Origin of the sequence: Bradyrhizobium sp. 142, assembly GCF_023074015.1 — a bacterium.
In the GTDB taxonomy this organism is placed as follows: domain Bacteria; phylum Pseudomonadota; class Alphaproteobacteria; order Rhizobiales; family Xanthobacteraceae; genus Bradyrhizobium.
In genome coordinates this window covers 15,422-37,581 of sequence record NZ_JADPKQ010000472.1, presented here as the reverse complement: position 1 = coordinate 37,581, position 22,160 = coordinate 15,422, and the positions used below count along the sequence as shown (strand labels likewise).

The window sequence follows — 22,160 nt, the reverse complement described above, 5'->3', positions numbered from 1 at the left end:
CATGAACAAGCACGTTTCGCCCAAGATGAACCGCCGCGCCTTCGTCATCGGCACCGCCGCAGTCGGTGCCGGCCTCGCAATCGGCCTCGATATCCCCTTCGGCGGCCCGGCCGTGGTCCGCGCGGCCGACGGCTCGCCCGAGATCGGCGCCTGGGTCGTGGTCAGGCCTGATGACACCATCGTGATCCGCGTCGCCCGCTCCGAGATGGGCCAGGGCTCGCTCACCGGCCTCGCCCAACTCGTCGCCGAGGAACTCGAATGCGACTGGACCAAGGTCACGACCGAATATCCGACACCCGGCCAGAGTGTCGCCCGCAAGCGCGTTTGGGGCGATTTCTCGACCGGTGGCAGCCGCGGTATCCGCTCTTCGCAGGACTATGTCCGCAAGGGCGGCGCCACCGCGCGCATGATGCTGATCCAGGCGGCGGCCAATGAATGGAAAGTGCCGGCATCCGAATGCACCGCGGCCAACAGCGTCATCACCCATGCCCCGTCGGGGAAGAGCACGACCTACGGCAAGGTCGCCGAAGCCGCGGCAAAGCTGACGCCACCGGCCGACGCCAAGCTGAAGGACCCGAAGGACTGGAAGCTGGTCGGCAAGGGCTTGCTGCGCCTCGACACTGCCGACAAGACAACCGGAGCCATGATCTACGGGATCGACGTCAAGCTGCCGGGCATGCTGAATGCCGCCATCAAGGATTGCCCGGTGTTCGGCGGCAACCTGAAGAGCTTCGACGAAGCCAAGATCGCCGGCATGAAGGGCGTCAAGAAGGTCGTCAAAGTCGGCGATACCGCGGTCGCGGTCGTTGCCGATACCTGGTGGCACGCCAAGACCGCGCTGGATGCGCTGCCGATCGTCTGGGATGAGGGCGACAACGCCAAGGTCTCGAGCGAGTCGATTGCAAAGTGGCTGGCCGAGGGTCTCGACGCTCAGCCGGCCTATGTCGGCAACAAGAACGGCGACGCGAAGGCAGCGATTGCTGGCGCCGCCAAGAAGGTCGAGGCCGTCTACAACTATCCCTACCAGAACCATGCCACGATGGAGCCGATGAACGCCACCGCGCTCTACACGGCGGACAAATGCGAGGTCTGGTGCGGTACGCAGAATAGCGAGGCGGCCTTCGCAGCGGTGCTGGAGGCCTCCGGCCTGCCGGCGGAGAAGTGCGACGTGCACAAGGTGATGCCCGGCGGCGGCTTCGGCCGGCGTGGTCAGACCGACTATGTCCGCCAGGCGGTCGCGATCGCCAAGCAGATGCCGGGTACGCCGATCAAGCTGTTATGGTCGCGCGAAGAGGATATGGCGCACGGCAGGTATCACCCGATCACCCAGTGCAAGATGACCGGCGCGTTCGATGCCAACAACAATCTGATCGCCCTGCACTACCGCCTGTCCGGGCAGTCGATCCTGTTTTCGCTCCGCCCGGAAGCGCTGCAGAACGGCATGGATCCGGCCGCATTCCAGGGCGTCGCCCAAACCGGCGAGGCCGCGTTCGGCTACTCGGTGCCGAACCTTTTGATCGAGCATGCGATGCGCAACCCGCACGTTCCGCCCGGCTTCTGGCGCGGCGTCAACGTCAATCACAACGCGATCTACATGGAATGCTTCATGGACGAGCTGGCTCATGCCGTAGGTCAGGACCCGCTCGAATTCCGCCGCAAGCTGATGCGCAATCACCCCAAGCATCTGGCGGTGCTCAATGCCGTGGCCGAAAAGATTGGCTGGGATAACCCGGCGCCCCAGGGCGTCTATCGCGGCATCGCGCAGGTCATGGGCTATGGCAGTTATGTCGCCGGCGCTGCCGAAATCTCGGTGACCGACGGCAGCAAGATCAAGGTGCACCGCATCGTCGCCTCCACCGATCCCGGCTACATCGTCAACCCGGCACAGGTGGAGCGGCAGATCGCCGGCTCCTTTGTCTATGGCCTCTCCGCACTGTTCTACGGCGGCTGCACCGTCAAGGACGGCCGCATTGAGCAAACCAACTTCGACACCTACAACTCGATGCGTATCAACGAGATGCCGAAAGTGGAATCGGTGATGGTGCCGAGCGGCGGCTTCTGGGGCGGCGTTGGCGAGCCGACCATCGGCATCGCAGCACCCGCGGTGCTCAACGCCTATTTCGCGGCGACGGGCAAGCGCATCCGCTCGGTGCCGCTGCGCGACCAGAACATCACCTTCGCCTGAAAAGACTGCTGCGGCGGCCGAAGAGAGCCGCCGCAGCCTTTGGTCGGATGATCCTGATGACGACGCGCCCTGTGACACGGCGGAATGCCATGCTCGGCATTACCGCGGCGGCCACAACGTTGGTGCGGCCGTCGATGTCGCGCGCGCAATCCGCTGGCCGGATCGTCGTGATCGGCGGAGGTTTCGGCGGAGCAGCCTGCGCCCGCGCGTTGAAGCGGGCCAACGCGGCGCTTCAGATCACCCTGGTCGAGCCGAACAAGGTGTTCACCGCCTGCCCGTTCAGCAACGAAGTGATCGCCGGCCTGCGCGGCTTTGAGGCGCAGCAATTCGGTTATGACAAGCTCGCCGCCGAAGGCATCACAATCATCGATCAGGCTGCGACCAGGATCGACCCGCAGCAACGAAGCGTTACGACACCCGACGGCCCCTCGCTCACCTACGACCGGCTCGTTCTCTCGCCCGGCATCGACTTCCATTTCGAAGCTCTGCCCGGCTATGACGACGCCGCATCGGAAAAGATGCCGCACGCCTGGAAGGCGGGCGCGCAGACGCTTTTGCTGCGCAAGCAGCTCGAAGCGATGGCGGACGGTGGCACGGTCGCAATCGCAATCCCGGCCAATCCCACGCGCTGTCCGCCGGCGCCTTACGAGCGCGCCAGCCTGATCGCGCACTACCTGAAGACAAAGAAACCGCGCTCGAAAGTCCTGGTGCTCGATGCCAAGGACGGTTTTCCCCAGCAGCGGCTGTTTGAGAAGGCATGGAAGGACCTCTACGGCGGCATGCTCGAGCGCGTGGCGCTGTCGCAAGGTGGCCGCGTTACCTCCGTCGATCCATCCACAAACACCATCATCACTGAGTTCGGCAATTACACCCCCGACGTCGCGAACGTCATTCCACCGCAACGTGCAGGACGCATTGCCGAGATCGCGGGTGCGGCGGATGCCACGGGTTGGTGTCCGATCGATCCCGTGACCTTTGAGTCGAAGCTGGTTCCAAATATCCACGTCATCGGCGATGCCTGCCTCGGCGGCGGCATTCCCAAATCGGCGTCAGCAGCGAGCACGCAGGGCAAGGCCTGCGCCGCTGCAATCGTCAATCTGCTTGCAGGCCGCTCGGCGGAAACCCCGCGGCTGACGGGCGTCTGCTACAACACCGTTGCGCCTGCTTACGGCTTTTCGCTCGCCGGCAACTACCAGCCGAAGGGAGACATCTTCGTCGAGGTCGAGGGTGGCGCGACCAGCCCAGTCGATGCGCCGCGCGAGCTGCGCGCCCGCGAAGCCGCCGAAGCAGAGACGTGGTTTCGGACCCTCACGGCGGACACCTTTGGCTAGAGCATGATGAGACCAAGCCGTCGCCCCGCACACGGCGCGCTCCCTCCCCCGCTTGCGGGGGAGGGCTGGGGAGAGGGTGCTTCCAGAATCAAGAGCCCCCAAGAGGAAACAACCCTCACCCGGCGCTATGCGCCGACCTCTCCCGCAAGCGGGAGAGGTAAGAGGAGCCCGCGGCGACCTCAGTCATCACATCGAAAGCGCTTGGTTGCGGCATTGATCGCGGCGAGCTTCGCGTCTGCCACTACTGCTGCGGCGCAGGAACTCGTCCCGTACACAATCGTCGAAGACGGCATTCCGGAGTCGCTCACCGGCTCGCCGGGCGATGCCGCGCGCGGACGTGCGCTGGTGCTGGTGCGCAGTACGACTTGCATCCTTTGCCATTCCGGTCCCTTTCCGGAAACGCGATTCCAGGGCGACCTTGCGCCTGACCTCCGGGGTGCCGGGAATCGCTGGTCGGTGAGTCAGTTTCGACTTCGTCTGGTGGATGCCTCGCGCTTCAACCCGCAGACCATCATGCCGTCCTATTATCGCAACGATGAGCTCGTGCGCGTTGGGCGCAATTTTGCCGGCAAGCCGATCTTGTCGGCCGCTGAGATCGAGGACATCGTCGCCTTTCTTGCAACGCTTCGGGACTAGGAGTGTTCATGCCAACCACACGACGACGATTTCTGAGCCTTGCCGGCGGCGTCACCGCCGCCGGGATGGTCCGCATCGTCACGTTGCGACCGATCGAGGCGACGCCCGCGATGCTCAACGCGGCGATCCGCAACGTCGTCGGCGAAGCTCCGATACGGACGGGCAAGGTCAAGCTCGACATCCCGCCGCTGGTCGAGAACGGCAACACGGTGCCGATGACGGTCAGCGTCGCGAGCCCCATGACGGCGGACGACTACGTCAGGAGCATCCACGTCTTCAACGAGAAGAACCCGCAGCCGAATATCGGCAACTTCTATCTCGGCCCCTCCTCCGGCCGCGCCCAAATCTCGACCCGGATCCGGCTCGCCGATAGCCAGAAGGTGGTCGCGATCGCGCGCCTCTCCGACGACACGTTCTGGCAGGTCGCCGCCGAAATCGTCGTGACTCTGGCCGCCTGCACCGAAGAGGTGAAATGATGGCCGCGCTGATCAACGTTCCCACGAAGGCCAAACGCGGCGAAATCATCGAGATCCGCACGCTCACTTCGCACATCATGGAAACCGGGTTTCGCCGCACGGCCGCCGGCGAGCTCGTGCCGCGCGACATCATCACGAGCTTTACTTGCCGCTACAACGGCAACGAGATTTTTCGTGCCGACCTGTTTCCGGCGATCGCGGCCAATCCTTATCTGTCCTTCTTCACTGTAGCGAAGGAGAGCGGCAAGTTCGAGTTCGAATGGATCGGCGACAACGGATATTCGTCCACCGCGTCGGCATCGATCACCGTCGAATGAAGTTTTGGCGTGCCATAGCGGCGGCGGCATTCGCCGTTGCGTCCTCTGCCCTGCTCGCCGGCGAGATCCCGCTAGAGGCGCGCCGTTCCGGTTATTCCTTCATGGGGCCCGAGACGCAGGCCATGCAGGATGACGACACGTCCAATCCGGGCATGCTGTTCGTGCTCGACGGCCAGGCGTTGTGGATGAAAAAGTCCGGCAGCACCAACAAGGCCTGCGCGGATTGTCATGGCGACGCGCGCAGCAGCATGAAGGGCGTCGCTGCGCGCTATCCCGCTTTCGACAGGACGCAGGGACGCCCCGTTACACTCGACCAGCGCATCAATCTCTGCCGCGCCGGTCACCAGCAGGCGACGCCGCTGCCTTACGAGAGCCACGACCTTTTGGCGCTGTCCGCCTTCATCGCCCACCAGTCGCGCGACGTTCCGATCACGGCGGGTGAAGATCCACAGCTCAAGCCTTTCGTCGAGCAGGGCCGCGACCTCTTCAGCCAGCGCGAGGGCCAGCTCAACCTCGCCTGCACCAATTGCCATGACGACAACTTTGACAAGCATCTTGCCGGCGCGCCGATTACGCAGGGACAGCCGACCGGCTATCCGCTGTATCGGCTGGAATGGCAGACGCTGGGTTCGCTGGAGCGCCGGCTGCGCAGCTGCATGACCGGCGTCCGCGCCCGGCCCTATGATTACGGTGCGCCTGAGCTGGTCGCGCTCGAGCTCTATTTGATGTCGCGCGCGCGTGGCCTGCCGATGGAGACGCCGGCCGTACGTCCTTGATCAGCAGATTAGGGCTAGGCAGGCGTGCCACGGTCGCTAGTATCCCCCCAAATTGAGTCACAGGGAGGGACCGAAAGTGGATAACCACAAAATCTCGCGCCGTACGCTCTTGACTGGCACTGCCGCAGCTGGCGCGCTCAGCCTGACGGGAATGCCGGCCCGCGCCGAGGTCAACTGGAAAAAATACGCCGGCACCAAGCTGGAGGTGATCCTCGCCAAGGGTCCGCGCGGCGACAACCTGCAAAAATACATCAAGGAGTTCACCGACCTCACCGGCATTCAGGTGGAGTCCGAGCAGATCCCCGAGCAGCAGCAGCGCCAGAAGGTCGTGATCGAGCTCACCTCGGGCCGGCCGAGCTTCGACGTCGTGCACCTCAGCTATCACGTGCAGAAGCGGCAATTCGAGAAAGGCGGCTGGCTCGCCGACATGACGCCCTTCATGAAGGATCCGACGCTGACCGCGTCCGATCTGGTGGAGAGCGATTTCTCGGCCGCGGGCCTGCAATACTGCAAGAACGACAAAGGCCAGATGCTGTCCCTGCCGTGGTCGGTCGACTATTTCATCCTCTACTACAACAAGGAGCTGTTCCAGAAGAAGGGCGTCGCGGTCCCGAAGACCCTCGACGAGATGGCAGCGGCCGCCGAAAAGCTCACCGATCCCAAGGAAGGGTCCTACGGCTTCGTCGGACGCGGCCTGCGCAACGCCAACATGACGTTGTGGACCAATTTCTTCCTCGATTATGGCGGCGAATTCCTCGACGCCAAGGGCAACATCCTGACCGACGGTCCGGAAGCCGTCGCCGCGACAAAACTCTACCAGACGCTGCTGACAAAGGTCGCGCCGCCCGGAGTTGCCGGCTTCAACTGGATGGAGTCGATGGCCTCATTCACGCAAGGCAGATCGGCCATGTGGATCGATGGCGTCGGCTGGGCGCCGCCGCTGGAGGATCCGGCCGCCTCGCGCGTCGTCGGCAAGGTCGGCTACACCGTCGTGCCGGCGGGACCCAAGGGACAATACTCCGCAACCTACGGCGACGGCGTCGGCATTCCCGCCGCGAGCAAGAACAAGGAGGCCGCCTATCTGCTCTGCCAGTGGATCGTCTCGAAGCAGCAGGGTGCGCGGCTGTTGCAGGCCGGCGGCGGCGTACCGTTCCGCAGCTCGATCCTGAACGATCCCGAAGTCCAGAAGGGCGTGAAGATGCCGGCGGAGTGGCTGCAATCGGTGATCGATTCCGCCAAGATCAGCAAGCTGGGCCTGCCCGTGATCATTCCGGTCGCCGAATTCCGTGATCTCGTTGGCGCCGCGATTACCTCAACCCTTGCCGGCGCCGATCCCGCAACCGAGTTGAAGAAGGCGCACGAGCAATTCCGGCCGATCCTGGAGCGCAGCGAAAAGGCGTGAGTGCAATCATACAGGCTAATCCGGCCGCGGCACCGTCAGATGCCGCGCCGGAGAAGGAGCTGCGGCCACCGTCCTACTGGCCGTTCGTGGTGCCGGCGCTCATCGTCGTGGTCGCCATCATCATCTTCCCGTGGGTGTTCACGATCTGGATGAGCCTGAACGAGTGGAAGGTCGGTTCGCCGACCACCTTCGTCGGGCTGTCCAACTATCTGCGGCTGACGAGCGATCCCCGCTTTCTCGAAGCGGTGGGCCACACGATGGTCTACACCGTGCTGTCGGTGCTGCTGCCGCTGGTGCTCGGCACGCTCGCAGCCGTGGTGTTTCATCAGAAATTCGCAGGCCGCGGCTTTCTGCGCGCCCTCTTCATCATGCCGATGATGGCGACGCCGGTCGCGATCGCGCTGGTCTGGACCATGATGTTCCACCCGCAGCTCGGCGTGCTGAACTATCTGCTGTCGCTGGTCAGGATATCTCCGCAGCTCTGGGTGTTTCATCCCGCAACGGTGATCCCGTCGCTGGTGCTAGTCGAGACCTGGCAATGGACGCCGCTGGTCATGCTGATCGTGCTCGGCGGCCTCGCCGCGATCCCGGCCGAGCCTTATGAGAGCGCCCAGATCGACGGCGCCAGTTTCTGGCAGGTCTTCCGCTTCATCACGCTGCCACTGATCATGCCGTTCCTGTTCATCGCCGGTATGATCCGCATGATCGACGCGGTGAAAAGCTTCGACATCATCTTCGCGATCACCCAAGGGGGACCGGGCTCGGCGTCGGAAACGATCAACATCTATCTCTACAGCGTCGCCTTCACCTATTACGACCTCGGCTACGGCTCAGCGATCGCGGTGGTGTTCTTTCTCCTCATCGTCGCGCTCGCGGCCGTGATGCTTTACATGCGCCAGCGCATGCTGTGGACCGAAATCGCGAGCGGCGCATGAATCCAGGTCAAATCAACCTGCGTCAGATATTCGGCAGAATCGGCCTGTGGCTCGCGGTGTTCGTCATCGTGTCGCCGGCGATCCTGTTCTTCCTGTGGATGGCCTCGCTCTCGCTCAAATTTGAAGTCGACAATGCCGCCTACCCGCCGGTGTTCATCCCAGAGCGCTTCGCCTGGAAGAACTACGCCGATGTGCTCGCCTCCAACCGCTTCCTGACCTATTTCGTCAACAGCCTGATCGTGACCGGCAGCGCGACCTTGCTGGCGCTCGTCGTCGGCGTTCCCGCCGGCTACGGCATCGCGCGCATGGCCGCGCACAAATCCGCGATCGTGATCCTGATAGCCCGCATCACGCCGGGATTGTCGTATCTGATCCCGCTGTTCCTCATGTTCCAGTGGCTCGGGCTACTCGGTACGCTGGTGCCGCAGGTCATCATTCATCTGGTGGTGACGGTGCCGATCGTGATCTGGATCATGATCGGCTATTTCGAGACGACACCAATGGAGCTGGAAGAAGCGGCGCTGATCGACGGCGCCACGCGCTGGCAGGTCTTTCGGCACGTGGCGCTGCCGATCGCCCGGCCGGGAATCGCGGTTGCTTTCATCCTCGCGGTGATCTTCTCCTGGAACAATTTCGTCTTCGGCATCGTGCTGGCAGGCCGCGAGACCCGCACGCTACCGGTCGCCGTCTACAACATGATCTCGTTCGACCAACTCAGCTGGGGCCCGCTGGCGGCCGCTGCGCTGATCGTCACCTTCCCGGTGCTGCTGCTGACGGTGTTCGCCCAGCGACAGATCGTCGCCGGGCTCACCGCGGGTGCCGTCAAGGGTGGGTGATCTCTCCTCTTCCTGCGAGACGGCGCTGCGGCCATAACGCTCGAAGACGAGTGCTCTCATGTTTGCCCATGCCCGGTTTTTCGGACCTTCGTTGTAAGCAGGCGGCGCTTGGGCCGCCCGCATGCCGTCAGAAGGCTCGGGCGGTGCGGGGAGGCTGCGATGCGGCTACCGCATCGAGCCGCAGGTCCTTGCGGATCCCGGCGTCCACCAGACCAGCAGGCGCGAACCTGCGGAGCAACCGCAGGCGGTTCGCGAGCTTGCCGGCCGCATACCGGACTTTCGGGTGCGCCGCGCTCGCCGCTTTCAGAACGGTCTCGGCCACGACGCCAGGGGACTCGGCCGTTGTCATCACCTCGTTCACCCGCTTGGTGACGCCCGCGCGAGCCTCGCGATACTCATCGAGCTTGGCATCCGGCTCCATGAAGTTCGCGTCGAATGGTGTCTTGGTGTACGCAGGCTCGATGACCGAGACTCGGATGCCCCTCGTGCGCAGTTCATGGTCGAGCGATTCCGAATAGCCTTCCACCGCGTGCTTGGTCGCGGCATAGAGCGCGCCATAAGGCATCGGTAGAAAGCCAAGTACGGAGCCGATGTTGATGATACGACCATTCCCTTGGCGTCGCATGTGAGGCACGACGGCGCGTGTCATCCGGACCAGTCCGAAAAAGTTCGTCTCAAAAATCGATCGGGCCTGATCCATCGAGCTCTCTTCCGCTCCCGCAGGGGCAACACCGAAGCCGGCGTTGTTCACGAGCAGATCGATGCGGCCGTCGCGTCGCATCACTTCGCTGACCGCGGCTTCGACGGATTCATCGCTGGTCACATCGAGCGCAAGCATCTCAAACGGCCGCCTGCCGCCCTGCGCGCCTCGTCGGCTAGTGCCGTAGACCTTGTAGCCGGCTTTCGCGAGCCGCTCCGCAGTGGCTTCGCCGATGCCTGACGAGGCGCCGGTAACAAGCGCAATTCGTGTGTTGTTCGTATTCACGAGCTTTTCCTTGTGACGATGCCGGCCCCGAATTTTTTTGATTACGATCGTAATCATTGATCTAAATGACGATCGTTATTATAATTGTCAAGACGCCGGGAGCAGGATTTGTGAGATGCGCGTTTCAAAGGAACAGGCGGCCAAAAATCGCGAACGTATTCTCGATGCCGCCTCCCTCCTCATGCGAGAGCGCGGCATCTCCGGCATGGGTGTCGACGCGCTGGCCGACGCCGCCGGTATGACCCATGGCAGCATGTACAGCCAGTTCGGCTCCAAGGAGCGGCTTGTCGAAGAAGCAGTGGCCCACGCCATCGCAGCCAAAGGGCGAGAAGCGCCCGACGGATTTGCGCTCGGCGACTACGTTTCCCAATACCTCTCGGCGGGGCATCGCGACAAACCGGGAAGCGGTTGCCCTTTCGCAGCCCTATGTTGTGAGATGCCGCGCCAAAGCGGCGGCGTGAGAGAACGTTTCACAGCCGGAGTGCGGAGCATGATCGGGCTGCTGGGTGGTCGAATGGCCTCGACGCTGAAGCCACGCCAGCGCGAAGAGAAGGCGCTGGCAATGGCCGCCTCCCTGGTCGGCGCGCTCGTGCTGGCCCGGGCCGTGAACGATCCCAAGCTGTCGGGCGACATTCTTCGCGCGACCAGGAACACGTTGGCGGACTGACCTCTCGCCCCGACGCGAGGTTTGAATTCCCACTGTTTGATGGCCAATAGCAGTCGAGCGCGGGTAAATGCGGCCGGGTGACGCGACGCCGCCCGGCCACGATGCATGCTGGCCTGACCTACTCCGCCGGTGCCGCCGTCATCTCCGCATGCGGCATGTAGTGCTCGCTGGCGCGCCGGCTGAGAACGTAAAATCCGGCAGCCGTCACGGCGTAGGCGAAAGCGACAGGCGGCGTCACGCCAAAGCCGCCGCCGATACCCACGGCCTCGCCATGCATGAAGCCGAAATAGGTGAGCACGGCACCAACCAGCGCGAATGCGGATGCCTTCTCGAAGTCGCGCTCGATGATGAAGACACCGATCGCGCCGAGGATGAGGCCACCGAGAATGGAGCCGCCGCCCATGATTTCGAGCCCGTGGTAGAACACGCCCTGCTGCGGCAGGGCGGCAATCGCAGCAGTCTTGACCGCGTCCGCCTTGTCGGCGGCAAGCCCGCCGACAGAAGTCGCCGCCATCATGGTCGAGCCCAGCATGGTGTCGATCTGGAGCTTGGCCCAGGCCGCAAGATGCGGCGTCAGCGCCAGCACGATGGCAGGAGCGTGCTTGACCGGCGTGGTCTGGAACGCCTGCGCGCCGATCAGCATGCCGATATAGAGCAGGATCGGCGAGATCGCGACCACCGGCACCAGCGCCAGCAGTACCGAGATGATGCCGAACCATGCCAGCACGACCACCATGATGCCGGTCGCAGCCGAATAGCCGATGCGGCCGCCCATCGCCTTCCAGCCGGGGTGGCCGATATAGACGGCGTTGATGAAGGGATTGCCCATCAGGCAGCCGATCAGGCTGACCACGCCGTCGGCGGTAAGCACGCGCGTGGTCGGATATACGTCGCCGGCCGCTTCCGCGCTCTCGACATTGTCCATGGCCTCGACGAGGTCGTAGATGCCGAACGGAATGGCGGTGACCAGGATGACGCCGAGGAATTCGAAGCCGGAGAAGACGTAGCCTACGGCCGGGATCGGCACCGAGAAGCCGAAATTGGCAAAGGCATCGCCAACGCCCTTGACGCTCAGCCCGCCGAGACCGAGGCCGAAGAGGTTCGAGCCCCAGGCGATGATCATGCCGACCGCGATGGCGACGAGGCCGGCAGGAATGCCGCGCCAATATTTCACGCCGCCGAACCAGCTCACCAGGATGATGGCGAAACAGACCAGACCGATCTGCGGCGTCATGTACATTTCGAGCGCAGGGCGCATCGAGATGAAGGTGACGGAAACGCCGGCGAGCGTGCCGAGCAGCGCTGCACGCGGCGTGATTTTTCGGATGAACGGCGCGATGAAGCCGCCGATCATAAGAATAAAACTCTGGAAAAACACCCAGACCAGGCCGGCCGACCAGCCCTTGAGCGGATCGCCGGTCTTGATCGTGATCGGCAGCATGATCACGAAGGTGACGATGAACATGTGCGGCACGCTGACGCCCGAGGGCAGCGCGCAGACGTCGTTGCGTCCGGTCTTCTGCGCCAGACGATAGGCCAGGTACGCGTAGTAGAAGGTGGAGAGGCACATCATCAGCCCGAGCGCGGGCAGGATGCGGCCGAACACGAGACTATCCGGCATCTTCAGCACGAAGCGCAACAGGCCCGTGAGCACGAGCATGTTGACGAGGATGTTGGTGCCGAAGCCGAAAAACGCGTTCCAGTCGCCCGGTGTCCATAGTACCGGCCTGGACTCGGACTTATTGATCTCAGGTTTTCCGACCGTCCCCGTCAATGTGCTCATGGTGATGCCCCCTAAGCTGGTGTGGAAATCTTCAACGCCTCCAGTACTGCGGCTGAGTCTGTGACCCAGCCGAAGATGCCGCTCTGGGCCTTGATCATCTTCAGGCCCATCTCGTGAAATTCGGGGAAGTAGGACGCGCAGCCGTCCGAGATGACGACGCAGCGATAGCCGCGGTCATTGGCTTCGCGCACGGTCGTGTTGACGCACACTTCCGTGGTGACGCCGCATACCAGGAGATTTTCGGTGCCGTATTTCTCCAGCACGTCCGTGAGCTCGGTGGCGTAGAACGCACCCTTGCCGGGTTTGTCGATCACGACCTCGCTGTCGAGCGGATAGAGTTCAGGAATAATGTCGTGACCGGGCTCGCCGCGAATGAGGATGCGCCCCATCGGGCCGGGATCGCCGATGCGCAGGGATGGCGCGCCGCGCTCGACTTTCGCCGGCGGCGCGTCGGAAAGATCGGGCAGATGCCCTTCGCGGGTATGGATCACCAGCATGCCGGTGTCGCGCGCCGCCTTGAGCAGCGCACCGATCGGCTTCACCGCGCGCGCGAGCTGGCTGACATCATTGCCGAGCGTCTCGCCGAAGCCGCCCGGCTCCATGAAATCGCGCTGCATGTCGATGATGAGGAGCGCGGTGCTGGCCCAGTCGAGCTTGATCGGCTCAGGCTCGGCGGTGATGACGCCGAGTGTCGACTTGGCTGAGTTCAACATGACGAAGGCCCCGCGAGAACTCTCTCTGACGGGAGTTCTGCAAGCGCCATGCCATTGTGTACAATTGCGATGGGGCAGGCGCTGTGGAGAAATTCGCTGCGTACTCAGAAACTTACGCCCGCAACCGATCGCTGCTTATTCCCTGTGCGGCGGCTTTGCGGCGGGCATTTGCTCAAAGGATGAGCGGCGAAGTGGCGCGTTCACTCGCCGTCATTCCGGGGCGACGCGTGAGCGTCGAGCCCGGAATCCATCTCACCTCATAGCTCGCGGCCCGATGGATTCCGGGCTCGCGACTTTCGTCGCGCCCCGGAATGACGAGCAGAGAGTACAACGCCTACCGCCCCGCCCCATACAGCCGCCGATACTCCTCCTCATGGGGCGCGCATGAACCCTTCGGCGTTCCCATGTTGAGCCGTATCGTCGCGACGACCGCATGTGCCTCGTCGAACGCGCGCGTCTTCACCCCGGCGCTTTCGGCGCGGCGGCTGCCACAAGCCATGATCAGCAGGAGCGCCACGGATGCGGCCGATGATATTGACTTCACCAGCCCATGCTCTTGACTGCGACCAGCTGCTTCGCAACCGGAATTCCTTCCCGCAGCGCACACCCCCTCACCGGCCCAAGAAAAGCAAGGACTTTCGAAATGACGCTGATGCAGGTCGAGCTGGACGATAAATATCGGCTCGAATCGAAGCGGATCTTCCTGTCCGGCACGCAGGCGTTGGTTCGATTGCCCATGTTGCAGCGCGAACGCGACCGGCTTCAGGGGCTCAACACCGGTGGTTTCATCTCGGGCTATCGCGGCTCCCCGCTTGGGATGTACGACCATGCGCTGTGGCGTGCGAAGTCGCACCTCGCGCAGCACGACATCGCCTTCGTGCCCGGCCTGAACGAGGATTTGGCGGCGACCGCCGTCTGGGGCAGCCAGCAGGTCGGGCTGTTTCCCGGCGCCAAGGTCGATGGCGTGTTCGGCATCTGGTACGGCAAGGGCCCCGGCGTCGACCGCTCGGTCGATGCGCTCAAGCACGCCAACGCTGCCGGCACCTCGCTGAACGGCGGCGTACTGGCGCTGGCCGGCGACGACCATGGCTGCCAGTCCTCGACGCTGGCGCATCAGAGCGAGCAGGTGTTTGCGGCGGCGCTGATCCCCGTGATCAATCCGGCCACGCTCCAGGATTACCTCGACCTCGGCCTCTACGGTTTTGCGCTATCGCGCTTCTCCGGCTGCTGGGTCGGCTTCAAGGCCATCAGCGAGACCGTGGAGAGCTCGGCCTCGATCTACAGCGATCCCGAGCGCATCCAGATCAAGCTCCCCGACGATTTCGAGATGCCGCCCGGCGGCCTCAACATCCGCTGGCCTGATCCGCCGCTTGATGCTGAGAGGCGCCTGTTCGGCCCGAAGATGGCCGCGGTGCAGGCTTTTGCGCGTGCCAACCAGCTCGACCGGATCGTGCTGGATTCAAAGCCCGCGCGGCTTGGCATTGTCGCCACCGGCAAGGCCTATCTCGACCTGCGCCAGGCGCTCGCCGATCTCGGCATCAGCGACAAGGACGCGCAGGAGCTTGGCCTACGTATCTACAAGGTCGCGATGACCTGGCCACTGGAGGAAAGCGGCGCGCGGCGTTTCGCCGAGGGTCTTCAAGACGTCCTGGTGATCGAGGAGAAGCGCGGCTTCATCGAAGACCAGCTGATGCGCATCCTCTATAACATCGATGCGTCGAAGCGCCCGACCGTCACAGGCAAGCATGACGAGCGCGGCGCGCCGCTGCTGCCGAGCGAGGGCGAGCTGACGCCGACCATCGTTGCGTCCGCGCTGGTGGCGCGCTTGCGCAAGCTCGGCCATCCCAGCCCGGTGCTGGAGCAGCGCCTCGCACGGCTCGAAGCCTTCGACAATCCCGTCACCACCAGCGCGCCGATCAAGCTGGCGCGCACGCCGTTCTTCTGCTCGGGCTGCCCGCATAACAGCTCGACGAAAGTGCCCGAAGGCAGCCGCGCCATGGCCGGCATCGGCTGCCACGGCATGGCCTTGAGCATGCCGACGCGCCGCACCGATTTGATCTCCCATATGGGCGCCGAGGGCGTGAACTGGATCGGGCAGTCGCCCTTTACCACCGAGCAGCACATTTTCCAGAACCTCGGCGACGGCACGTATACGCATTCCGGACTTCTCGCCCTTCGGGCGGCCTCTGCCGCCGGCATCAACATCACCTACAAGATCCTCTACAACGATGCCGTCGCGATGACCGGCGGCCAGCCAGCCGAGGGCGGCTTCAACGTCGCGCAGATCGCGCACCAGGTCTGGGCCGAAGGCGTCAAGCGGCTGGCGATCGTCTCCGACGATCCGGGCAAGTACCCGGAAGGCAACTACTTCCCGCAAGGGGCGACCATCCATCACCGCCGCGAGCTCGACGCCGTGCAGCGCGAGCTGCGCGACATCAAGGGCCTCACGGTCATCATCTACGACCAGACCTGCGCGGCCGAGAAACGCCGCCGCCGCAAGCGCGGGCTCTATCCTGATCCCGCAAAACGCGCCTTCATCAACGAGCTCGTCTGCGAAGGCTGCGGCGACTGCTCGCAGGCCTCCAACTGCGTCTCGGTGCAGCCGCTGGAAACCGAGTTCGGCCGCAAGCGCCAGATCGACCAGTCGAACTGCAACAAGGATTTTTCCTGCGTCGAGGGCTTTTGCCCGAGCTTCGTCACCGTGCATGGCGGCACGCTGAAGCGGATCAAGACCTCGGCGGTCGATTCCAGGCAATTGTTCGCCGACCTGCCGCTGCCGCCCGCGCGCGAGCTCGACGCCCCCTACAATATTCTCGTCACCGGCATCGGCGGCACCGGGGTCATCACCATCGGCGCGCTGCTCGGCATGGCCGCCCATGTCGACGGTCGCGGCTGCTCGGCGCTGGATTTTACCGGTCTGTCGCAGAAGAACGGTGCGGTGATGAGCCATGTGCGCATCGCACGGAGGCCCGAGGATATTTCGGCGGTCCGCATCACCACCGGCGGCGCCGACGTCATTCTCGGCTGCGACATGATCGTATCGGCTGGTCCCTCCGCGCTCAGCCGCGCCGAGCGCGGCGTGACGAAGGCCTACGTCAACGCCGACCTGCAGCCGACTGCGAGCTTCGTGCAAAACCCCGATCTCGATTTCGAGATGGGCACGATGCAGACGGTGCTGCGCGACGCCATCGGCGACAAGAACCTTGACATCATCGACGCCACGGGCATTGCCGCGGCGCTGATGGGCGACACGATTGCGACCAATCCTTTCATGCTCGGCTTCGCTTTCCAGAAGGGAGCGATCCCGCTGTCGCTGGAGGCCCTGCTCCGCGCCATCGAGATCAACGGCGCCGCAATCGAGATGAACAAGCTCGCCTTCACCTGGGGGCGCATGGCCGCCCACGACATGTCGCGGGTGCGCAGCGTGCTCCAGTTCAAGAGCCGGACTTCCGCCCCGACGAAGTCGCTCGACGACATCATTGCCACGCGGGCGGAGTTTTTGACGGGCTATCAGGACAAGGTCTACGCGGAGCGCTACCTCGCGGCCGTGGCAAGGGTGCGGAAGGCGGAGAGCGCCGTTTCGCCGAGTTCCACCGAACTGACCGAAGCGGTGGCGAAGAACCTCTTCAAGCTGATGTCCTACAAAGACGAGTACGAAGTCGCGCGGCTTTACACCGACGGCAGCTTTGCCAACAAGGTCTCGGAGAAATTCGACGGCGATTTTTCGCTGAAGTTCTATCTGGCGCCGCCGATCTTCGCGCAGCGTGACAAGGTGACCGGGCATCTCCAGAAGAACGAGTTCGGCGGCTGGATGATCCACGCCTTCCGCGTTCTCGCCAAGCTCAAGTTCCTGCGCGGCACCGCGTTCGATCCGTTCGGGCGCACCGAGGAGCGCAGGACCGAGCGGAAGCTGGTCGAGGATTATCTGGCGATGATCGATCAGCGAATTGTCGGGTTGAAAGCGGAGCAAATCCCGCTGCTGGCAAGGCTTGCGCGCGTACCCGAAATGATCCGCGGTTTCGGCCACGTCAAGGATGCCAACATCAAGCAGGCCGCCGCCGAGACGGCACGGTTGGAGGCGGAGCTCGAGAACAGCCGCTTTGCGGCAGCCGCGGAGTAGCGGTTAGTTAGGCGAGCGAACTCTCTCCGCCCGTCAGTGCGAGGAGCCCTTGCGACGAAGCAATCCAGACTGCCTCTGCGGAACAATTCTGGATTGCTTCGCTGCGCTCGCAATGACGAGATTGTGGGACGAGCGTGCCACGCTCTCATCTGTCATCGCCCGGCTTGACCGGGCGATCCAGTACGCCGCAGCGGCTGTTCTGGATCGCGCTGCCTCTGGAATACTGGATGCCCCGCTTTCGCGGAGCATGACAGCGGAAAGCACGGTTAGACTGAGGCCGACACGCCGCCGTTCACCTCTCCCTGTGGAAGAGGTGAACGGCGGTCTCGGCTTTGGCCAAGCGAACCAAAGTTCAGCGAGCCGGCTTGCGCTCGACTGGATCGATGTCGATCGCACGCAGACGGCCGAGCCGCAGCACGTCCATCGCGAGCCGCCGGCCGATGCGGTCGCGGTCGAGCACGCGGATCAGATCGTCGACGCCGTTGATCTCGACGCCGTCGAGCCTGATCACGACGTCGCCGGGCAGCAGCCCCGCCTTCGCCGCCGGCCCGTCCGGCTCGACCTGGGCGAGCAGCGCGCCCATCTTGTTCTCGACGCCGGCCAGCACGGCGTGCCGCCGCGGGATCGGCGCGGTCTGCCCGGCGACACCGATATAGGCGCGGCGGACGTAGCCGTGGCGGATGATCTCCGACAGCACGAATTGCGCGGTGTTGCTGGCGACCGCGAAGCAGATGCCCTGCGCACCGCTGATGATGGCGGTGTTGATGCCGACCACCTCGGCATTCGACGAGACCAGCGGTCCGCCGGAATTGCCGGGATTGAGCGCGGCATCGGTCTGGATCACGTCCTCGATGGTGCGTCCGCTCACCGAACGGATCGAGCGCCCTAGCGCCGAGACAACACCGGCCGTCACGGTCGATTCGAAGCCGAGCGGATTGCCGATCGCGATCACGAGCTGGCCGCGGCGCAGGCTCTTGGAGTTGCCGAGCGCGGCATAGGGCAAGTCGCGGACGCCGTTGGCGCGCAGCAGCGCCAGATCCGTGTCGGGATCGACGCCGAGCACGCGGGCGTCGCCGACATGGCCCTCGACGTCGCGCAGCCGGATTTCCTTGGAGGCGCCGACCACATGGCTGTTGGTGAGCACGAGGCCGTCCGGCGAGATCACGATGCCCGAGCCGAGCCCGCCGCGCTCGCGACCGTTCGGCACCTTCGGCCCGGTCTCGACGCGCACGACGGCGGCGCCGACGCGATCGGTCACGTCGATCACGGCATTGGAATAGGCATCCAGCAGCGCCCGGTCGTTCTCCGGGGCAGCCGCCGTCGTTCGCGATGACGATCCGTCATCGGCGATGTCTGAGGTAAAATCCAGCATGGCAAGAGTCCTTGAGGCTCACACAGATGGTGGCCTGTTCGCTCTCGCGCAAGTGGCCCGCTTGGGGCGCAGGGCTGGACTACCAGGGTGGCTAGGTCGCCCGCCGCAACCTGCCCGCCCTCGCCTTGACCGGATCGAGCAGCGACCAGTCGCCGTCCGGGAGCACATGGCCCTTGGGAAACGGCGCGCGCAGCTCGAGCCCGAGCGAGCGCAGCACGCGGTCATCGCGGTAGTAGCATTGCAGCACGACGCGAACGAGCGTTGCGGCCGCGGCGCCGCCAGTCGATCGAAACTGCTCGGCGACGCCATCGCGTGCGGCGGGCTCAAGCTCCGCCAGCGGCATGCCGGCGAGCCGGCCCAGATGATCCAGCGCTGCCACCACCCGTTTGGCGTCGCGGCCAAGCGTGGCGAGGATGTCGGCCTGGATGATGTCGTCATCGGCGCCGGGCACGCGATATTCCTCGCTCGCCGGGATGATCATCGCGGCGATCGTGCGCAAGTCCCGGCGCTGCCGCGGCGTGAGCGTGAGCTGATCAGTCATGGCGTCCTCTTCTAGTGCTCGCGCGGCGATGAAAGTGCACTCCCTCCCGCGCTTGCGGGGGAGGGTCGGGGAGAGGGTGCCTCCACAAAGAGACTGCCCCAGAGGAAAGAACCCTCACCCGCGCCTCCGGCGCGACCTCTCCCGAGCGGGAGAGGTGCAGCGAAGTCGCGGCTCATTTCGATCCACATCATTCTCAATCGAACAAATTGGCGAGGCGCTGCTTCATCTGGTCGGCGACGTAGAGCGCAATGGCCTGAATGGTCGAGGTCGGGTTGACCCCGCCCGAGGTGACGAAGACGCTGCCGTCGACGATGAAGAGATTTTTCACGTCGTGCGAGCGGCCCCATTCATTGACCACGGAGGTTTCAGGATCGGTGCCCATCCGTGCCGTGCCGAGCAGATGCCAGCCACCCCACGGGATCGGCGAATTGATGCAGATGTCGGTGGCGCCTGCCGTCTCGAGAACCTCCCGGCCGCGGGCCAGCGCATGCTCCATCATCTTCCGGCTGTTCTCGCTGATCGTATAGTCGATCTTCGGCGCGGGAATGCCGTGGCTGTCCTTGAGAACGGGATCGAGCGTGACGCGATTGTGCTCCTCCGGCAAATCCTCGCAGATCGCGGAAAATCCGAGTCGATGGCCGTTGAGCTTGCGGAAGACGCGGTGATGATCAGCGCCCCAAGGCAGAATGCCCTTCTGCTCGCTGACGACGGCCTCGAACACGGGTCCTGCGCCGCGCACGAACTGGACCCCGTAGCCCCGCACGAAGCCGCGCGACAGGTCCGTATCGTACCACTCCTTGCTCCATAGGCAGGTCGGCGGCGCGCGGTTGCTGTCGGTCGGCTCCTTCACATAGCCGTAGATCTGCGCGTAGGGGTGGAACATCAGGTTCTTGCCGACGAGGCCGGACGAATTGGCAAGGCCGTTCGGGAAGCGCCCTGAGGCCGAGTTCAGCAGCAGTCGCGGCGTGCCGACGCCGTTGCAGGCGATGATGACGACATGCGCCGGCTGAAACTGCTCGACGCCATCCTTGTCGTAGTAGACCACGCCCGAAGCCATGCCGTTCTCGTCGGTGGTGATCTCGCGCACCCGGCAATGGGTGCGCAGCTCGACGCCGGCGCGGATCGCATGCGGCCAATAGGTGATGTCGGTCGAGGATTTCGCGCCCTGCGCGCAGGCCGGCGTGCAATGGCCGAGATTGATGCAGCGCGCCCGGCCCTCATAGTCCATCGTCGCAACCGTGGTGTCCGACGGCCACCAATGCCAGCCGAGCTTGTTCATGGCCTTGCCGATGATCGCACCGGACAAGCCCAGCGGCTGCTGCGGCATCGGCGGATGCGTCAGCGGCGACAGCGGATCGCCCGACAGGCCGGATGTCCCCATCATCCGGTCGTTCTCTGCGAAGAATGGCGTCAGCGCGTCGTAGTCGATCGGCCAGTCGTCGGCGACACCGTCGAGCGTCTTGACCTTGAAATCGGAGGGGTGCAGCCGCGGCCAGTGCGCGGTGTACATCACGGTCGAGCCGCCGACCGCATTGTAGTTGACGACCTTGATCGGCGAATTGTCATCGTTGATCGGATAGTCCTCGGGCCGGCCGCGGATGTTCGGGCTGGACGACCACTCGCCGTAGAACTTGGCTTCCCAGTCCCGACCCGTGCTGGGATATTCCGCCGGGTTCATCCAGCCGCCCTGCTCCAGGCAGAGAATGTGCATCTTGGTCTCCGCCAGCGACCACGCGACCGCGGCGCCCGAAGCGCCGGCGCCGATGATCAGGACGTCCACAGGGTCTTTCATCGCAACCTTGTCCTCCCGCCCTCGCCGCTTCCCGGGCAATTCGGCCATCATGGCACGCGGGCTGACGCAGACGATAAGATCAGAGCGACCGGCGAGTAAAGCCGCGGGCCTGGAATGTCGCACTTCGCGGGGCGCAGACCATTGGTATCGCCACATCCGGATGCTAGGAAAAGAGGAAAAGAGCAATCGATAGCGAGCCCGTATGTCCTTGAAGAATTCCTTTACCGCCGCCCGCGCTTTCGCGCTTGTTTTGTTTCTTGCTCTGTCCGGATTTCTGGCCAGCTCAGGGCCAGGACTCGCGTTGACTGCGACAGCAACGGTCCGGGACGCCAATTCCATCCAGCTTGGCGACGTCACCTACCGGCTCGACGGCGTGGACGCGCCGGAGCTGGACCAGGTCTGCATCGACGATCACGCCGACGCCTGGACCTGTGGCATCGACGCGCGCGACCAGCTGACGAAGCTGATCGGCGGACGTCCGGTGCGCTGCGATGATGTCGGGCCGGAGAAGAGCTTTGGCAAACGCCACCGCGCCATCTGCACCGCCGAGGGCGACAAGATCACGCTGAACGAGCAACTGGTCCGGCTCGGCTTTGCGATTGCGCGGGAGCCGATCAAGGCCAATGTCAAGGCGGGGGCAGCCGAGGCGAAGATGGCCGCGGCCGGCATCTGGAAGGGCTGCTTTGTTGCACCGCAAGAGTTCCGCACCGACAAGAAGGACGGCGCGCTCCTGGGCACCGCCTGCCGCGCCGACCGCGACAAGGAGATTCGCGCGGCGCTGTTTCCCGACGAACTGACGATGCCACCGAGCTGCAGCATCAAGGGCAAGCTCGCGGTGCGGGCGCGGGTCACCGGCAATATCGGAATCTATCATCTGCGAGGCTGCCCGAGCTACCCGGCAACAACGAAGCCGGACCGCTGGTTCTGCTCGGAGGAGGACGCCCAGGCCGCCGGCTTCCGCAAGGCGTATAATTGCCGTCGGCCCAAGTGAAACTCCAAGTAAACGTCCGGGTGGAGCTCCGCGGTGAGGAACCCATCACGCAGCCGTGAGCGGTATCGGGAGACAGTATTGATCCGGAATTGAACTCTATCAGGAGTTGTTGCATTCGGAAGGTGCGGTAGTGCCATGCGCTATCGCTTCCTTGGCAGCAATCCGGCTTCGGCCCGATTGTCCTTGCTTGGGCGTTTCCTCCCTAGACTTGGGCCGCTTGTCACCAACAAGCGGCTCTTCTTTACGTGCGGCGCTGCTAGGATAGCATATGCGAATATGCGGGACGTCGTCGTGCCCGGGCT

At 64.1% G+C, this 22,160-nt stretch carries 19 protein-coding genes; 12 read left to right on the top strand and 7 right to left on the bottom strand.

Annotated features, from left to right (window positions below; genetic code table 11):
- The first annotated feature begins 1 nt into the window (after position 1).
- The 9 genes from IVA82_RS42925 to IVA82_RS42885 all read left to right on the top strand — a co-directional run bounded on the left by IVA82_RS42925 (position 2) and on the right by IVA82_RS42885 (position 8,894).
- Complete coding sequence (locus tag IVA82_RS42925; RefSeq protein ID WP_247380658.1) at positions 2–2,185, top strand: molybdopterin cofactor-binding domain-containing protein; 2,184 nt, start codon at positions 2–4, stop codon at positions 2,183–2,185.
- A gap of 47 nt (positions 2,186–2,232) precedes the next feature.
- The gene (locus IVA82_RS42920; RefSeq protein WP_247380649.1) at positions 2,233–3,516 is read left to right on the top strand and encodes an NAD(P)/FAD-dependent oxidoreductase; all 1,284 of its coding nucleotides are present in this window, start codon (positions 2,233–2,235) and stop codon (positions 3,514–3,516) included.
- Positions 3,517–3,717: 201 nt separating this feature from the next.
- Positions 3,718–4,152: a sulfur oxidation c-type cytochrome SoxX gene (gene soxX, locus IVA82_RS42915; RefSeq protein ID WP_247380647.1), complete on the top strand. Its 435-nt coding sequence runs from the start codon at positions 3,718–3,720 to the stop codon at positions 4,150–4,152.
- Between the two features lie 8 nt (positions 4,153–4,160).
- On the top strand, positions 4,161–4,628 hold the full coding sequence (locus IVA82_RS42910; RefSeq protein WP_247380645.1) for a SoxY-related AACIE arm protein: 468 nt from the start codon (positions 4,161–4,163) through the stop codon (positions 4,626–4,628).
- Positions 4,628–4,945: a thiosulfate oxidation carrier complex protein SoxZ gene (gene soxZ / locus IVA82_RS42905; RefSeq protein ID WP_247380683.1), complete on the top strand. Its 318-nt coding sequence runs from the start codon at positions 4,628–4,630 to the stop codon at positions 4,943–4,945. Before IVA82_RS42910 ends, soxZ begins: the two co-directional genes overlap by 1 nt.
- Positions 4,942–5,721 carry a sulfur oxidation c-type cytochrome SoxA gene (soxA, locus tag IVA82_RS42900; protein WP_247380643.1) on the top strand — a complete coding sequence of 260 codons (780 nt, stop codon included), beginning with the start codon at positions 4,942–4,944 and terminating at the stop codon, positions 5,719–5,721. Before soxZ ends, soxA begins: the two co-directional genes overlap by 4 nt.
- A 76-nt stretch (positions 5,722–5,797) precedes the next feature.
- Positions 5,798–7,123 (top strand): extracellular solute-binding protein, encoded by a 1,326-nt coding sequence (locus IVA82_RS42895; protein ID WP_247380641.1) that lies wholly within the window; start codon positions 5,798–5,800, stop codon positions 7,121–7,123.
- Positions 7,120–8,058: a sugar ABC transporter permease gene (locus IVA82_RS42890; RefSeq protein WP_247380639.1), complete on the top strand. Its 939-nt coding sequence runs from the start codon at positions 7,120–7,122 to the stop codon at positions 8,056–8,058. The genes IVA82_RS42895 and IVA82_RS42890 overlap by 4 nt, the downstream gene beginning before the upstream one ends.
- Positions 8,059–8,069: 11 nt before the next feature.
- The gene (locus IVA82_RS42885; RefSeq protein ID WP_247380681.1) at positions 8,070–8,894 is read left to right on the top strand and encodes a carbohydrate ABC transporter permease; all 825 of its coding nucleotides are present in this window, start codon (positions 8,070–8,072) and stop codon (positions 8,892–8,894) included.
- Between the two features lie 127 nt (positions 8,895–9,021).
- Here IVA82_RS42885 and IVA82_RS42880 read toward each other — a convergent pair whose 3' ends face one another.
- Entirely contained in the window at positions 9,022–9,879 is an 858-nt protein-coding gene (locus IVA82_RS42880) for an oxidoreductase (RefSeq protein ID WP_247380637.1), read from the bottom strand.
- A gap of 115 nt (positions 9,880–9,994) precedes the next feature.
- Here IVA82_RS42880 and IVA82_RS42875 point away from each other — a divergent pair, with 115 nt between their 5' ends.
- Positions 9,995–10,546 (top strand): TetR/AcrR family transcriptional regulator, encoded by a 552-nt coding sequence (locus tag IVA82_RS42875; protein WP_247380635.1) that lies wholly within the window; start codon positions 9,995–9,997, stop codon positions 10,544–10,546.
- 118 nt (positions 10,547–10,664) lie between these two features.
- On the opposite strand, the gene IVA82_RS42870 is transcribed toward IVA82_RS42875, so the two are convergent.
- The 3 genes from IVA82_RS42870 to IVA82_RS42860 form a co-directional block, all read right to left on the bottom strand.
- Complete coding sequence (locus tag IVA82_RS42870; protein WP_247380633.1) at positions 10,665–12,329, bottom strand: regulator; 1,665 nt, start codon at positions 12,327–12,329, stop codon at positions 10,665–10,667.
- A gap of 11 nt (positions 12,330–12,340) precedes the next feature.
- Positions 12,341–13,042, bottom strand: coding sequence for an isochorismatase family cysteine hydrolase (locus IVA82_RS42865; RefSeq protein ID WP_247380631.1), 702 nt, complete (start codon positions 13,040–13,042; stop codon positions 12,341–12,343).
- A 334-nt stretch (positions 13,043–13,376) separates the two neighbouring features.
- On the bottom strand, positions 13,377–13,586 hold the full coding sequence (locus IVA82_RS42860; RefSeq protein WP_247380630.1) for a hypothetical protein: 210 nt from the start codon (positions 13,584–13,586) through the stop codon (positions 13,377–13,379).
- A gap of 99 nt (positions 13,587–13,685) precedes the next feature.
- Here IVA82_RS42860 and IVA82_RS42855 point away from each other — a divergent pair, with 99 nt between their 5' ends.
- A complete protein-coding gene (locus IVA82_RS42855) occupies positions 13,686–17,162 on the top strand; it encodes an indolepyruvate ferredoxin oxidoreductase family protein (RefSeq protein WP_247380628.1) in 3,477 nt (1,158 codons plus the stop codon).
- A 352-nt stretch (positions 17,163–17,514) separates the two neighbouring features.
- Here the strand turns inward: IVA82_RS42855 and IVA82_RS42850 are convergent, their stop codons facing one another.
- From IVA82_RS42850 to IVA82_RS42840, 3 genes are all read right to left on the bottom strand, one after another.
- Positions 17,515–18,534, bottom strand: coding sequence for a trypsin-like peptidase domain-containing protein (locus IVA82_RS42850; protein WP_247380627.1), 1,020 nt, complete (start codon positions 18,532–18,534; stop codon positions 17,515–17,517).
- A gap of 91 nt (positions 18,535–18,625) precedes the next feature.
- A complete protein-coding gene (locus IVA82_RS42845) occupies positions 18,626–19,075 on the bottom strand; it encodes a hypothetical protein (protein WP_247380625.1) in 450 nt (149 codons plus the stop codon).
- A gap of 193 nt (positions 19,076–19,268) precedes the next feature.
- Positions 19,269–20,867: a GMC family oxidoreductase gene (locus IVA82_RS42840; RefSeq protein ID WP_247380624.1), complete on the bottom strand. Its 1,599-nt coding sequence runs from the start codon at positions 20,865–20,867 to the stop codon at positions 19,269–19,271.
- A 202-nt stretch (positions 20,868–21,069) separates the two neighbouring features.
- Here IVA82_RS42840 and IVA82_RS42835 point away from each other — a divergent pair, with 202 nt between their 5' ends.
- The gene (locus IVA82_RS42835; protein WP_247380622.1) at positions 21,070–21,858 is read left to right on the top strand and encodes a thermonuclease family protein; all 789 of its coding nucleotides are present in this window, start codon (positions 21,070–21,072) and stop codon (positions 21,856–21,858) included.
- Positions 21,859–22,160: the final 302 nt, after the last annotated feature.

Bases quoted from the DNA above. Each gene is read 5' to 3' on its own strand.
- IVA82_RS42865 (WP_247380631.1), bottom strand. From the start codon at position 13,042: ATGTTGAACTCAGCCAAGTCGACACTCGGCGTCATCACCGCCGAGCCT.
- IVA82_RS42870 (WP_247380633.1), bottom strand. From the start codon at position 12,329: ATGAGCACATTGACGGGGACGGTCGGAAAACCTGAGATCAATAAGTCC.
- IVA82_RS42855 (WP_247380628.1), top strand. From the start codon at position 13,686: ATGACGCTGATGCAGGTCGAGCTGGACGATAAATATCGGCTCGAATCG.
- IVA82_RS42875 (WP_247380635.1), top strand. From the start codon at position 9,995: ATGCGCGTTTCAAAGGAACAGGCGGCCAAAAATCGCGAACGTATTCTC.
- IVA82_RS42910 (WP_247380645.1), top strand. From the start codon at position 4,161: ATGCCAACCACACGACGACGATTTCTGAGCCTTGCCGGCGGCGTCACC.
- IVA82_RS42835 (WP_247380622.1), top strand. From the start codon at position 21,070: ATGTCCTTGAAGAATTCCTTTACCGCCGCCCGCGCTTTCGCGCTTGTT.
- soxA (WP_247380643.1), top strand. From the start codon at position 4,942: ATGAAGTTTTGGCGTGCCATAGCGGCGGCGGCATTCGCCGTTGCGTCC.
- soxZ (WP_247380683.1), top strand. From the start codon at position 4,628: ATGGCCGCGCTGATCAACGTTCCCACGAAGGCCAAACGCGGCGAAATC.
- IVA82_RS42840 (WP_247380624.1), bottom strand. From the start codon at position 20,867: ATGAAAGACCCTGTGGACGTCCTGATCATCGGCGCCGGCGCTTCGGGC.
- IVA82_RS42845 (WP_247380625.1), bottom strand. From the start codon at position 19,075: ATGACTGATCAGCTCACGCTCACGCCGCGGCAGCGCCGGGACTTGCGC.
- IVA82_RS42925 (WP_247380658.1), top strand. From the start codon at position 2: ATGAACAAGCACGTTTCGCCCAAGATGAACCGCCGCGCCTTCGTCATC.
- IVA82_RS42920 (WP_247380649.1), top strand. From the start codon at position 2,233: ATGATCCTGATGACGACGCGCCCTGTGACACGGCGGAATGCCATGCTC.
- IVA82_RS42850 (WP_247380627.1), bottom strand. From the start codon at position 18,534: ATGCTGGATTTTACCTCAGACATCGCCGATGACGGATCGTCATCGCGA.